6 protein-coding genes are annotated in these 15,439 nt (G+C 40.3%); 5 read left to right on the top strand and 1 reads right to left on the bottom strand.

All coding sequences use genetic code 11. From position 1 onward, the window contains the following. Positions 1-28 precede the first annotated feature (28 nt). A complete protein-coding gene (locus IPI99_02560; protein ID MBK7339391.1) occupies positions 29-3,388 on the top strand; it encodes a VCBS repeat-containing protein in 3,360 nt (1,119 codons plus the stop codon). A 27-nt stretch (positions 3,389-3,415) separates the two neighbouring features. After that, positions 3,416-4,354: an FKBP-type peptidyl-prolyl cis-trans isomerase gene (locus IPI99_02555; GenBank protein ID MBK7339390.1), complete on the top strand. Its 939-nt coding sequence runs from the start codon at positions 3,416-3,418 to the stop codon at positions 4,352-4,354. A 148-nt stretch (positions 4,355-4,502) separates the two neighbouring features. Here the strand turns inward: IPI99_02555 and IPI99_02550 are convergent, their stop codons facing one another. Further along, positions 4,503-7,838 (bottom strand): VCBS repeat-containing protein, encoded by a 3,336-nt coding sequence (locus IPI99_02550; protein ID MBK7339389.1) that lies wholly within the window; start codon positions 7,836-7,838, stop codon positions 4,503-4,505. A gap of 465 nt (positions 7,839-8,303) precedes the next feature. Between IPI99_02550 and IPI99_02545 the strand changes: the two genes are divergently transcribed. The 3 genes from IPI99_02545 to IPI99_02535 all read left to right on the top strand — a co-directional run bounded on the left by IPI99_02545 (position 8,304) and on the right by IPI99_02535 (position 15,406). After that, complete coding sequence (locus IPI99_02545; GenBank protein ID MBK7339388.1) at positions 8,304-8,708, top strand: hypothetical protein; 405 nt, start codon at positions 8,304-8,306, stop codon at positions 8,706-8,708. Positions 8,709-8,780: 72 nt separating this feature from the next. Continuing rightward, positions 8,781-14,423, top strand: a complete 5,643-nt coding sequence (locus IPI99_02540; GenBank protein MBK7339387.1) for an HYR domain-containing protein — start codon at positions 8,781-8,783, stop codon at positions 14,421-14,423. A 2-nt stretch (positions 14,424-14,425) separates the two neighbouring features. After that, positions 14,426-15,406, top strand: a complete 981-nt coding sequence (locus IPI99_02535) for a T9SS type A sorting domain-containing protein (GenBank protein ID MBK7339386.1) — start codon at positions 14,426-14,428, stop codon at positions 15,404-15,406. The last annotated feature ends 33 nt before the right edge of the window (positions 15,407-15,439 follow it).

Below are 15,439 nucleotides of genomic sequence, written 5' to 3'. Positions count from 1 at the left end.
TTAAGTGTAATTAAAGTTAGTTTCATTCATGATTGATTTTCGGTTCATTTGTCAAGTTACTATTTTATTAGCAATAATTTTATATTCAGGTTGTAAAAGTGATGAAAGTAAAACCGCTCCTGTTGATACTCAGGGGAACTTGTTTACTTTATTGAGTCCCAAAGAAACCGGAATCCAGTTTGCCAACAACATCAGGCAGAATGTTGATGAACATATATTCAACTTCAATTATATTTTTAATGGAGGTGGAGTTGCAATTGCTGATTTTAATAAGGACGGGCTTGAAGACTTGTATTTTACAGGAAATCAGGTTGCAGACAGATTATACCTCAATAAAGGGGATTTGAAGTTTGAGGATATCAGTACTTCTTCTGGCATCACCAAAAGCGGAGGATGGAGGTCTGGAGTGGCAATTGTGGATATCAATCAAGATGGTTATCCTGATATTTACGTTTGCCGCGGCGGCTATGCATTCGATAGTATCAGAAATAAGAATCTTCTTTTTGTAAATCAGAAAAATCTCAGCTTTACTGAAGAAGCAGAAAAGTATGGCATAGCCGATGTTGGATTTTCAATAACAGCGAATTTTTTTGACTACGACAATGATAATGATTTAGACCTTTATGTAGTAAATAGGCCTGATCATTGGGGCATCTCAATCATGCAAATTGTTGATAGGAAGAAATCAAAATATGACGATCAAAGTAAGTATGTCACTGATCAATTTTACAGGAATAATGGAGATGGTACTTTTACTAATATTACAAAGACTGTTGGCATTTTACCAAATTATGGCTTTGGCTTAAGTAGTTCTGTAGGGGATTTTAATCATGATGGTTGGGATGATATTTATGTTGCGAATGATTTTTTGGAGAATGATTATTTGTTTATAAATGATAGAAAGGGTGGATTTAAAGAATCCGCCAAAGATTATTTTAAACATATCCCATTTTACTCCATGGGAAGTGATATGGCTGACATCAATAATGACATGCAGGATGATTTGTTTGTCGTAGAAATGAGACCGGAAGACTATAAAAGAAGTAAGACATCTATGCCACAAATGAATATTCCAATGTTCGACTCATTGGAACATCAAGGTTTTCTCAGGCAATACATGCACAATGCATTATACTATAATTATGGTAACGGAAAGTATGCAGAAATTTCTCAGCTGGCAGGTGTAGACAAAACAGATTGGTCTTGGTCTCCGTTGATAGAAGATTTTGATATGGACGGTTATAAAGATATTTTTGTTACCAATGGATACAGGATGGACGTTTACGATCAAGACGGTAATGCAAAAATTAAGGAAATGGCCGGTAAAAATGGGGCTGGAATGATGCTGAAGAGTCCCGACGAATTTTATCAGTTTTTGCCATCAGTCAAAGCTGTCAATTTTATTTATAAGAATAATGGAGACCTTACATTTTCAAAGAAAATGAAAGAATGGGGAATTCAAGAAGCAAGTTTTAGCAACGGATCGGCAACAGCCGATTTGGACAATGACGGTGACTTGGATATTGTCATAAATAATATTGACGAAGAGGCTTTTTTATATCGCAATAATTCAAACCAGAGGAGCAATTACCTTCAAATGGAGTTGACTGGTCCGCAGGGCAATCTGGATGCAATAGGAGCTAGAATTCAAGTGTACACACCGGAAGGCAAACAATCTATTACTCAAAGATTGCAACGTGGGTATCTATCATCATCACATCGTATTATCCAGTTTGGATTAGGATCTGCTACAAAAGTGGATAGTTGCATCATCGTATGGCCAGACACCAGGATAAATAAAATCACTAATGTAAAAATTCGGTCAAAAATAAAGGTGAATCACAGTGAAGCAGAGCCGAGTTCTTTATCAAAAGGAAACCCCTCTGCTTGGTTGATGGATGTTTCAAGTGAGGTTTTGAAAGTACCATTTAAACATAAAGAGAACTTGTTTAACGATTATAGAAAGCAAATTTTACTCCCTCATCGAATGAGCAGAATGGGCCCGTTTATTTCCGTTGGAGATTTTAATGGAGATCACAAAAATGATTTTTTTATAGGTGGAGCGAGAGGCCAAAGCGGACAAGTATATTTGCAGCAAGGTGAAGGACTATTTGAGCCAAAAACTCAATCAACTTTTCAAAGAGATGCCAGATTTGAAGATATGCAAAGTTTGATTCAAGATTTTAATTCTGATGGATATCAGGATCTCTATATAGTCTCAGGAGATACTGAATCACCTGAGGGAGAAATGTATCAGGATAGACTTTATTTGAATGATGGTGCTGCAAATTTTACAAAATCCATTAATTCGATCCCAAAAATTATCTCCAGTGGGGAGTATGCGCTGAGTTTGGATTTTGACAATGACGGTGATATGGATATTTTCAGAGGTGGCCGAACAGTTCCGGATAAATATCCATATGCTCCACAATCTTATTTATTGGAAAATAATGGTAAAGGCTTGTTCAAAGATGTTACAGATGAAAAGGCTAATGTTTTAAAAAAATGTGGTATGATCACATCTGGAGAATGGGTTGATCTGATAGGAGATAAATCAAAAGAACTGGTGCTGTGCGGGGATTGGTTAGGAATTAAAATTTATAGTTGGGATGGACAAAAATTTATTGAAGTAGATGTGAGTCATTTGGGACTGGACAGGCAAGAGGGATGGTGGAATAAATTGATTGCAACTGACATAGATCAAGATGGTGATATAGATTTAGTTTGTGGCAATTTGGGAGAGAATTATAAATTTCATACTTCTGCAGAAAAACCATTTCAGGTATTTTGTAATGATTTTGATCAAAATGGAACTTACGATATTATTTTAACCAAGTATAATGGTAATGATATAGTTCCGATAAGAGGTAAGCAATGTTCTCAAGAGCAAATACCTTCGATTAAAAGCAAATTTCCTACATTCAAATCTTTTGCTAATGCCAGTTTGAATGATTTATATGGTGAAAATTTAAATAGCAGTTTAAATTATAAAGTTAACAACTTCAGTAGTGGAGTATTTTGGAACGAAGGCGGAAAGTTCAAATGGAGTGCATTTCCTGTCGAAGCCCAGTTTTCAAGTATTAGGGCTATTGTTTGTGACGACATAAATGGAGATGGTAAAATTGATGTCATCTTCGGAGGGAATAATTATGATACAGAGGTCGAGACGACCAGTTCCGATGCTTCAATCGGAGGTGTTATCTTGCAACAGGAAGATAGAGGTTTTATTTACATTAAACCAAATGACTCAGGACTTAGTATTGATGCTGTAATTACTGATATCACAAAATTAAATTCTAATTTAGGTTCGATTTATGTGATTGCTACTAATAATGACTATACAAAAGTTTATAGAAATATACGAACTGGTAAACAAAATCTCAATTAATTTGTATTTGATTCACAAATTGAAAAAATGAAAGTACAGAGTATTACAATTATTGTTGGTTTGTTTGCTATCTTTTTTGCTTGCTCCAAAGTACCTCAGAATCAGGTTACTACCAAACTAGGTAATAAATTTATATTTCACTACGATTCAGCAGGTGTAAATTTGAAAGAAGGCGATGTTGCTTTATGTATTGCGCAAAGGTGGGTAGGAGATAGTCTGGACATGTCAACCAGCTTTCGGAATTTACTTTTGCCTTTTACAGTACAAAGCGAAAAGGATGTCACAAAGGATGCTAAAGTTCAAGACATATTATACCATTTGTCAGTGGGAGATAGTATTTCAGCTATACAGGAAATGGATTCATTTTTAAAGGCGAAATACAAACATTTAGATGTAGATCATTTTGTGATGAATTTAAAAATAGTTGAGGTAGGAGGCCCAGGAACAAGTGAAGCTCAGTTGTATCTTTCTCAATATGGAGATTCAACAGCAGTAACAAATCGTTTGGAGCGAAAGAATGCTTTGCGACATCAAATGGAGGAATATATTGATTCTTACAAACAAGGAAAGGAAACTAATCTCATACAACTTGATTCAGGCATAACCTTGAAAGTCCTTGAAGAAGGCTCTGGTCCTCAGATCGGTAAAGATCAATATGTCAGGTTTGATTTAATGGTGTTGTTTGAAGATAAATCATTTTTAAATACAACATTGAATGAACCAAGACCACAATTTATTCCTACGGGAGCTGGACAAACAATTTCGGGATTGGATAAAGTTCTGCAATATGCAAAAACTGGATCCAAGTATTTTGCTTATATACCATATCAACTTGCGTATGGCGAACAGGCGAGTAAGGTAGTACCGCCTAAAACTAATTTGATGATGTATGTAGAGGTTCGTGAATCTATCCCTGTGTGGCGGGACGCATTTATGAAAAAGTATTATCCCGGTCTCTATCAATAGAAAATATTAATACAACAGTTTAGAACAAAGTTGCAACTTTATATTACAACAATGTAAAGGTTGCTTCTGCTTTTGTTGAAGAAAATTGGAATTAGTTTTCGGATTGGAAATTGTGGCAGAGTACAATTCCAAATCAAACCATAATTATTTACTTTCTGCTTTGAATGATATTCATTTGTATCGGTCCATTGTTGTTTGCTACAATAATGCATTCGTTTTGACCTATTTTGATTTTCTTCATTTTGCGAACGTCTCCATTTAAATACATACCATTGAGGTATGACGGCAATTCAGTAAATTCTCCAGTACCTTTTCCCATTAATATGCCTCCCGTTCCTGCATCACTTCTCGTAGTTTCTACTTCACGATTGAAATAATTTCCGGCATATAAAACATCAATTTTTCCATCCAAATTGACATCGGTGAGCACGAAGTCTTGAATGGGTGCTATCTGAGCTTCATTTGGAAAAGGTATAAATTTAAAAGATTTTTTCTGGTCATTCAGCAGCACTCCACTTCGAAATTCATTTACTTTTTTAATGATAGTATTGTCAAGTTTTCCTTCAAGGACTTCTTCTAACGAAGCTTTAGCGAATGACTCGTAATTTGCGAATTTTTCCTTTATAAAAGGCATTTGTTCACTACTACATTGGCGTCCCCTCACTGGATATAGTTTACCATCAGCATCATAACTACCCAAATAGGTATCCCAGCTTCCATTCTTATCAAAATCATTTAAGTACACATAAAATGGCTTTTCAGGACTAGCTTTGAATTTGATATTTAAACCTAGATTACCCAGCAGTATATCCGGATCTCCATCCTGATCAAGATCTGTTGCAGTTATCGTATTCCACCAACCTGATAATTGATTTGTATTCCAGCTGGCACTTTGATCACTGAATTTTCCTTTGCCATCATTGATTAAAATTTTGATGTTCATCCATTCTCCACCAATGATTAAATCCTGATCACCGTCTCTGTCAATGTCAGTGTAATTTCCGCAACTGACGTTTCCGTACTCACCTGTCATCTCGGGACATAAAGTTGCTGTTCTGTCGACGAACTTACCATTTTCATTTAAGAGAATAAAGCTTGGAACTGATTTACCGTATTTTCCCGGAACCTGCCTGCCTCCCAGAAATATATCTATATCTCCATCTGCATCCATATCAAATGCTTTTACCAATCCTTTGCTTACTGTAATTTTCGGCAGTTCACTTGAAAGATCTTTGAAATTTCCTTTGCCGTCATTCTCATATAATTTATCCAGAAATAATTTGGAATTTAATTCGAACTCATTGCTACCTGATGCGACATAGAGGTCCATATCGCCATCACCATCTTTGTCAAAAAATACTGCATCGCTATCTTCTGATTGTTTATTTTGTAGGAAAGCAGGAATTGTTTTAATTTGAAATGTATTGTCTTGATTTTGTATTGCCAATTGTCCTGATTGTCCTGCACTACCTCCCAGGTAAAAATCCTCCAGATGATCACCATTTACGTCAGATACTGTAAGACAAGGACCAAGAGTGGACATTTTATGCGGCATCAGTACTTCCTTTTTATAATCGTCATAATTATTTTCCTGGTGACGAATATTTAGTCCAATTTTATCTGTTATTTCGTGAGTGTAGGTGTATTGTGAATTTTGATTGAGTTGGTTGGGCAATTTGAATTTTGAGTCGATTTCATTTAAATCCAAAACTTGATTTGTCTTAATATTTTCAAGTTTTAATGCTTTTCCACTTGGCCATCGAACGATGATAGAATCGATTGTTTTGACATCGCCCAGTCCAAAATGCAAAATATATTCTGAAGCACTCATATATCCTCTATTGTTGTTTACATCGGCAGTCTGCATTTTCCCGGAATAATATATATTCGCACGAGCGCCTATACTCCTGGTATTTTTTCCTTCGCCTTTCAGATTGAGTCTGATATATCTATTTGTTTTTGAGTCATTCATGTTTTCGTAAATGAATGCCGGATCATTTATATTATTGACGACTAAATCCAAATCACCATCATTGTCCAGATCAGCATATGCTGCACCATTGCTGAAACTGGCTTGATTCATATTCCATGATTTTGCCATTTTTTTGAAACTAAGGTCACCATTATTTTTAAAAACATAATTCACCAATTTTACCGATGGTGCCCGATCCAACAAGTCAGTGGCATGTGCGAATTTTTCACCCTTATAATTTGGATTGTTTCTGTTTTCAAAATATTCCGATCTCAAATGATCGAAATCTTTGTTTCTCACATCCCTCCTGAAACCATTAGTTACATATAAGTCGCGATAACCATCATTATCCAAATCAACAAATAGTGGAGTCCATGACCAATCCGTATTAGAGATGCCTGATAACTGAGCAATATCACTAAAGTAACCATTCCCTTTGTTGAGTTGTAAACAATTAAACATATACTGATATTGAAATCCCGAAGAGATGAGCTTCCAAAACTTTTCCGGATTCATACCACTCATATTAGCTTTATTTCTATAATGATCTTCTGCCACCATATCTGCTGAATAGATGTCCACCCAACCATCATTATTAATATCCGCTGCATCACTACCCATACTAAATTGACTGGTGTGTTTGAACGCTGTGTTGATAATATTATGAAAACCATTATCTTCAATATTCTTCATTAATGCATCTGGTACTAAATAATCATTGCTGATAAAGATGTCGGGTCTTCCATCATTATTATAATCAGATACTGAAGCACTCAGACAATATCCGGATTGTATCAGTCCCAACTCTGCAGTTTTATCAACAAATTGTTCAGATTCATTAATATAAAAATGATTGCTAAATTTAAGATCGGGAGCAATAATATTATTACGTGATTGATAATCAGAAGGAGGCTGATTCAATATAAATGCATCCAGATCATTATCCAAATCATAATCAAAGAAAACAGCATGAATGGACCTGGACGCATCTGCCAATCCATATTTTTCTGCAGACTCTATGAATGTGTTGTTCTTCTGATTGATATAGAGCTTATTTTTGCGGAGACTTTCTTCTGCGCTTAAGTGGCAGGAAATGTAGATGTCATCCCAGCCATCTGCATTAAGATCAACGATACTGACTCCTCCTGCCCATTCTGCTCCTCCTGCTACACCTGCACTTGAAGTGATATCTTCAAATTTAAAATTACCTTGATTCAAATATAGTTTATTGTCTCCTTGATTGGAGGCAAAGAAGAGATCCATCTTTCCGTCATTATTAATATCGAGAACACCTACTCCGGCACCATGATACACAGCTTCATTATTTAAATAATTAATTTGATCATCCTCTGTGAGAATATTAGAGAAATGGACACCGGTTTGAGCCGGGCTTTTTAGGATAAAGCCAACGCTTGATTCATCATTTGCCGAAGTTGTTTTTTCTTGTTTCTTTGTGTTACAGGCTAGTATGAATGAAACCATTGAAGCAGCCAGAAAAATTTGTTTGATCATTACTATTTCTTGATTGTGAGACAAAGGTAAGGGATTTCGCTGGAGGATCAGTGCGTGCATTTTACATATTATACTAATAATATATATGAAATATACTATATTTTGGGTATATGTGTGGTTAGAGAGACCTCTATCTTTGTCGCTGTATCTGGAAAGGTGTACGGTCGTTTGTGCATTTGAAAGATATAAGACGAAACTCAAGGCTCGATTCTCCTCCAGGCGAAGCAATCCTCGGCGAAAATCCAGTCTAATTTTGTTTAAAACTCTTTGATTGTCAACGATAAGTCATTTTCATCGATTGAAAATGGTATCGTGTGATGTCAGTTGTAAGATATAAACGTATTAAATGTTTATATCTGTACTATTCTATGATTTTGGTCATGGGGTAAAGAGTTGGTATATATAGTATTGTATTAAAAAAATGAATTCTTATAACTTAAAATTTACTAACCAAAACTAAATCTCATGAAAAGGACAAATTTTACAATGTCTGCACTTGTGGTAAAGTTAGGAATGTTGTTTTTGCCTGTAATGTTCTTCCTCCTGGTAGGACTTGAGTCGAAAGCACAATCCATTAACATACCACAATTGAAGCCTGTGGCGCTAGCGATTGACGCATTGCGTACGAAGATGCACGAGAAGGAGCAAATCTGGAAGAGCGGAGGAGCGAATGATCCTCAGCAGAAATTGGTGATCGATCTATACATGCAAATGATCGATGCACTGGAGACGAGTAGATCCAAACATGGACACGAAAGCTGTATTGTTGAGCAATTTGAATTTGCAGACAAACAGTGCGTATGTAGTGATGAGGAACGGCAGAGAGATCGATATGGATGCGACAATCACGAATGTATTGGCGAAGTCTGAGTATCTGGATCTACTGCAAACAATAAAAATCTGATCCCAACATATTTATATAACTAGTAAACTCAAAACTTCATGAAAGAACTAAAAACATTTTTTCAATATGGTTTGGTATTGGCTATATTTCTGAGTCTGAGTGCTCAGATGTATGGACAAGAGATTACGTTTTCGAGCCAGTCAAATCAAAACAACTGCGGAGACGTAACGAATCCAAACATAAACTCACCAAGCGGAGGATGTATATTGCCTCCCACTGGAGGTGAGGTGACTTGTAGTGGTGTAGGAACACTTGCTTCAGGTCAAGCATCACAATTTAAAATGATTGTACCGACACTTACTGGTGGAGGTGCACCAAACAATTACCGATTGACGGCGGTTGGACTGAACTTCATCATCAACTCATGGGGAGGAGACTTTCAGTTGAACTTGCGCAGACCGAACGGAAGTTATATGAACTTGCTGAATGCAATAGGAGATAATGGAAGCAGCAACATACCTGTAAATGTCACTTTGTGTGATACAGCATCCAGGATATATCCTGCAACTGCTGGCGCGATTACTGGGTTTTATCGTCCTAAGACAGGTGCAGTAGGATCTGCTTCACACTTAGGAAGCGGTCAGGCATGTAATGCTACTCCACCGACAAACACATCATGCAGTTTGTTTGATTTCAATCCTGCGGGCACCAATATCGGTGGTCAGTGGGACTTGGTCTACACAAATGGATGGAGTGGAGAAACAGGCCAATTCACTAGCTGGAGTATGACTTTTGCATTGCCTGAGGCATTGCCAAACTACAGTGGAGTGACAAATCTTCCATTGCAGGCTGGTACATGTACACCTGCACCTGTAGCATGCGCTACACCTGCACCGGCATTTGCACCTGCTACAGTACCATCGTCTATCGCATTCGTACCTGCCTTGACAGTATCACCATACAACGGAGGTACAGTAGGAACGACTGTGGTAGGAGCTCCAGGGGGAAGAGCAGTACAATACGTAATATTGACCGGACCTCCATCAGCAGCGACAGTACCTTGTATCAATATGACGATGACACAATGTCCTGCAACAGGCATCGTGTTTACTACACCTGGATTGAAACACATCTTGTGGAGAAGTTCATTGGGTTGTGGAGCGTTTGATACTTCATATCAGCAAATCAATATCGCTGACTTAGAGCCACCGACATTGGTGCCAGCATGTCCTACGAAGCCTATTACATTGAACGCCGGTCCCGGCGAATGTCAGGTAGCATGGAATGCACCGCCATTCATGGCTATGGACAACTGTCCTGCAGGCCAGTATTTTGGCAGCATCAACCGCGTAGGCAACATATGCCGTACGAACGCAGCATGGCAGATATCAGGAGGAGCAGGCGCATGGGGTGTGATGTTCGACTTGGTGAACACATCAGGTGGACAATTGAATCTTCAGGAAGTGGGCTGGTTCTCATTTGCGAATGTGACGCACAATATTTATTACCGTACAGCACCCGGCCCATATGCACCGGTACAAGCAACAGCGAGTGCATGGACCTTGTGTGCTAGTAGAGTAGCAACCCATGCCGGATTTACTGGACCAAAGGATACATTCAATTTGATAACGGGAACAGCATACGATACCTTGAAAGCTTGTGATCCAATCATTGTTGACAGCTCAAAAATTGGTTGTTTGACAATGGCAGCAGGCGAGACAAGGGGTGTATATATACATGCACCAGGACAAGCTAGTGCATACTTATCCATATTCGGAGACTGTACGACAGGTATTTTTGGAGATGCAAACGTAAATACACCGGTGAACGGAGCTACGTACACAGGAGGCTTATTTACAGCGCCGTTTGTGAACTCATCATTTGGATTTGGAAACACAAACTGGATCGGACATATCGGATATGCGGTAGCAACATCGAATCGTGTAAGATTGGTACAGACATGTGGAGCACCATATGGTCCTGGATGTTTCTTTCCGATAGGATGTACGACCTTGTGTTATACAGCCTCAGATGCATCAGGTAACGTAACCAACTGTACATTTGACGTTTGTGTAAATGCATATGCCAATCCGAAGAGAAGTTTGTCATGCAATGACAATATTCAGGTGAGCCTTGACGAGAATTGTTTTGCAACGATAGGAGCAGACGATATATTGGAAGGAGGCCCATACGGATGTTATGATGATTATATCGTGGAGATCAGGAATTGGACGACAGGCCAGTTGATTGATAGACAACCTGCAGTACCGGGAAGTCAGGTAGGATCACAGGATATCGGCAAGAATTATGAAGCAAAAGTAATCGATCCTGCGACAGGCAACAGCTGCTGGGGTCATATCACAATAGAAGATAAGTTAGCACCGGAATTAACATGTCCTGCTGACGTAACAATAGGTTGTACAGCGAGCACATTACCATCAAATACAGGGACACCTGTTGTAGACGAGAACTGTAGCAGCTACACGTTGACTTACAGAGACAATGTGACACAAGGAAGTTGTGCATTGGGCTATGACAAGAGGATAGTAAGAACCTGGACAGCAATTGATGGCAGTGGCAACAAGGGAAGCTGTGTACAGACGATCACAGTGAGCATAGGCGACTTGAACGACGTATTGGCACCATCAAACTATGATGGCGTACCGGGCAATAAAGCGATGTTGGCTTGTGATGCGAAGATCGACAGGAACAAAGACGTTACCCCGCACGAAGTAGCACCGGATACTTGTATCGACGGCTACTTGTTGGACAGCGTATACTGGAGAGCAAATCCTACCCGACCAAACATCTATTTGGGAGTAGGAGGAGTAGCAGGAAGAAGGATACCAAGAGTATTGGGCTGGAATTGTATCGACGATGTGAACGATGCGAATTTCGGACATCCAAGTCCTGATGATGTATATTATCCTGCACACAAGAACTGGGATGCATTGAATCCGAACTGTTATGGACCGAACACGCACGTGATGTGGCACGGAACAGGTCGTCCGGCGACGCAGTGCCGCAATTTTGGAACAGTGTACAAAGACATCGTGATCGACTTGGCAAAACCGGGCTGTGATGCGGGTCCAATAGGCTGTTACAAAGTGTTGAGACAGTGGACAGTGATGGATTGGTGTACAGGCAAAGTAGGCGGACACAATCAGGTGATCAAGGTAGCGGACGTAGAAGGACCGGAAATATTGTATCCGGATTCAGTAGTAGCAACAATGGATGTATGGAGCTGTACAGGAATCTGGGAAGTACCACCGGCCTGGTTGGTAGACAACTGCAGCAATGAAATACACTATACAGTAGAAGTAGAAGACGGAACAGTAATCGGCAACGACGAGAGTGGATATGTAGTAACAGGCTTGCCGAGAGGAATCCAGAATGCATATATCGTAGCAGAAGACTGTTGTGGCAATATCACGAAGAAGATCGTGAGATTGAATGTATTGGACAATGTACCACCGGTACCGGTGTGTATCAGGAATACAGTAGTGAGTTTGGTAGGCGGCGTCAGCCCTGGAGAAAATATCACGAAAGTATTTGCAGAATCATTGGACAATGGTTCATTTGACAACTGTTCACCGCACATTTATTTCAAAGTGATCAGAATGGAAGAGTTGTTGGGCACAATCAACGGACGCCTTCCACCGACAGACAACCGAGTAGCATGTAATGGATTGAACGGAGACGATGATCCGGATCCTGTATTTGCACCGGGCAATCAGGTATATTTTGACGACTTCACGAAGTTCTGCTGTGCAGATGCCGGCAAGACGATCATGGTAGTGTTGAGAGTCTTTGACGTAGATCCGGGTACGGGCCCAATCCATCCGAACAGAATGGGAAGAAGCGGACCGAATCTACAGTTTGTAGGGGACTTGTTTGGTCACTACAGCGACTGTATGGTAGAAGTCGACGTACAAGACAAGGTAGTACCGACATTGGTACCGCCACCGAATATCGTAGTGAGCTGCTGGTTCTGGTATGATTTTGAAAAATTGCGTGATCCATTGGATCCAACATTTGGACGAATCGTAACGGACTTGAGCGTAAGAGCGAAAGTGAAAACAAACGACCTGGTATGTCAGAGATACTGTGTGCCAAATACATTGCACAACTATCCTGGCCCATCAGCAGGGGCAGTACCACCGAATTTACCTGCAGCAAACATAGCATGTAACTACTACAACAGCTTGTACAATCCGGCCCATCCGGACAACAAGTATGAGTTGGTATGGGGCTTTGATGGATATGTGTTGGGTGGCTGTAACGTAACAGTAACAGTGACACCAAACGATGACAACGTGAAGTGCGGACAAGGAGTCTTGACAAGAACGTTCACAGTAAGAACGTCAACGGGAGTAACCTTGAGCCGTCAGCAGACGATCTGGATAGTAGACTGTGATCCATTCTATGTGAATCCTGCAGACTACTGCGATCCAAACGACGACATCGAATGGCCAACCTGTATCAGCGCGAGCTTACCGGGAAGAGTAGAGATCGACGGATGTGGAGCTGACTTAAGCCCTGACAATCCAAGATTGGGCAGACCGAAAGTGATGAACAATGCAGACGACAACTGTGCATTGATCGCAATCGAATATGATGATGAAGTATTTACAATCGAGCCGGATGCGTGCTTGAAAGTGATCAGAACGTGGACAGTAATCGACTGGTGCCAGTACGATCCAAGCAGAAACATCCTTACAGGCCGATGGGAGTATCAGCAGGTGATCAAGGTGAGAGACAACGACGATCCTGTGGTAACACAGCGACCATACACATGTGAGCCGGCAGTATTAGACAATACAACAGGCTTGTGTTTAGGTCATATCGAGTTGTGTGCAGATGCAACAGACAACTGTAGCCCACTAGACTGGTTATTCTGGGAATACAAGATCGACTTGTACAATGACGGAGTAGGCACACACAGTGGCTATGACTTTGTAGTAGGCTCATTGACGAAGCGTCAGTTTGACAATGGAGAAGTGCCGAAGTTTACACACAATCCATATGCAGACAATCCAAACAGCCCATTCTGTGCAAGTGGAACGTATCCAATCGGAATCCACAAGATCAGATGGATCGTAGAGGATGGATGTGGAAATATCGGAGTGAGAGACGAATTGTTTGAAGTGAAGGACTGCAAAGCACCGACACCATACTGTTTGACAGGAGTGATCACAGTACCAATGCCAGCCAATGGATGTGTGACAATCTGGGCAAAAGATTTGGACAGAGGTTCATATGACAATTGTACACCACAGAGCAGATTGAAGTTCTACTTTGACGGAGATACAAGTGCAACAAGTAAGACCATCTGTTGTAGCGACTTTGTAGCAAATGGAGCAAACGACGAGTTGATCGTAGACGTTGAAATGTGGGTAGAAGACCTGGAAGGCAATACAGACTATTGCAAGACAGTAATCATCGTACAAGACAATCAGAATATCTGTGATGATACACAAAGCTTGAAAGGAAGAATCAACGGAGATTTGCGAACAGAAAGCAATGACGTGACAAATCCGGTGAAGATGGAGTTGTATGAAAACGGAAATATGATGTTAGAGCGTACAGGAAGCCCATACACATTTGGCGACTTGAAGTTGGCGACAACATATGTAGTAAAACCTACAAGAACAGAAGATCCATCCAATGGAGTAACGACAGCAGATATCGTGAAGATACAGAAGCATATCTTAGGTCAGGAAGTGATCACAAGCCCATAAAGTTGATTGCAGCAGATGTAACAAACAATGGCAAGATCACAGCAAGTGACATCAGCGAGATCAGGAAGTTGATCTTGGGAGTTACGAGCAAGTTTGCAACAGTAGAATCATGGACATTTGTACCGAAGAGCTATGTATTTGCAGATCCAACGCAGCCATGGGGTGCACCACGCACAGCCACAGAGGTGTTTGGCACGCAGAAAGAAGTGAAACAAAGTGACTTTGTAGCGATAAAGATGGGAGACTTGAACGGCAATGCCAGAGCGAGCAACGTGATGAGCGGAAGCGTGAGGACATCGGGCAAGTTGAGCATGGAAATCGATGAGCAGGAAATGGTAGCAGGAGAAGTATACAAAGTAAACTTCAAGTCAAGCGATTTCCGCAACATCAGTGGATACCAGTTCACATTGAAGTTTGACAGTGAGATGTTGAACTTTGAAGGAGTAGAAAGCGGAGTATTGGGTACAACAGAATCCAACTTTGGAACGAACCGCGTGAACGAAGGAATCTTGACAACGAGCTGGAACAGCGGTACAGGAACAAGCTATGGTAGCGACGAAACATTATTCACAGTAGTATTCCGCAGCGTACGCAGCGGTAAGTTAAGCGGCATGTTGGCGATCACAAGTGAAGTGACAGCAGCAGAAGCATACGAAGCAAGTGAAGAAGTGAAGGGCGTGAGCTTGAATGCAAGAACAGATCAAGGAGTAGTAGAGAGTGGAGTATTCGAGTTGTATCAGAACAATCCGAATCCATTCAACAAGGAGACAGTTGTGAGCTACCGATTACCGGAAGCAGGAGCTGTTAAGTTGAGCATCTACGACGTGACAGGTAAAGTGATCCGAGTGTATGAGATCCAAGGTCAAAAAGGCTTGAATACACAGAAGATCGAGAAATCAGAATTGAATGGCGGCGGCGTACTGTACTATCAGTTAGACGCAGCAAACCATACAGCTACGAAGCGCATGGTAGTAGTAGAGTAATCTACGACGATCAGAGCTAGTCCGGTGGGACCG

The organism is Saprospiraceae bacterium (genome assembly GCA_016710235.1).
GTDB lineage: Bacteria > Bacteroidota > Bacteroidia > Chitinophagales > Saprospiraceae > Vicinibacter.
Note: the sequence above shows the minus strand (reverse complement) of the source record. Positions and strands in the feature narration are given on the sequence as shown.

What these genes read in the sequence shown, in the direction of transcription:
- IPI99_02560 (MBK7339391.1), top strand. Translation starts at nt 29, where the DNA reads ATGATTGATTTTCGGTTCATTTGTCAAGTTACTATTTTATTAGCAATA.
- IPI99_02555 (MBK7339390.1), top strand. Translation starts at nt 3,416, where the DNA reads ATGAAAGTACAGAGTATTACAATTATTGTTGGTTTGTTTGCTATCTTT.
- IPI99_02550 (MBK7339389.1), bottom strand. Translation starts at nt 7,838, where the DNA reads ATGATCAAACAAATTTTTCTGGCTGCTTCAATGGTTTCATTCATACTA.
- IPI99_02545 (MBK7339388.1), top strand. Translation starts at nt 8,304, where the DNA reads ATGAAAAGGACAAATTTTACAATGTCTGCACTTGTGGTAAAGTTAGGA.
- IPI99_02540 (MBK7339387.1), top strand. Translation starts at nt 8,781, where the DNA reads ATGAAAGAACTAAAAACATTTTTTCAATATGGTTTGGTATTGGCTATA.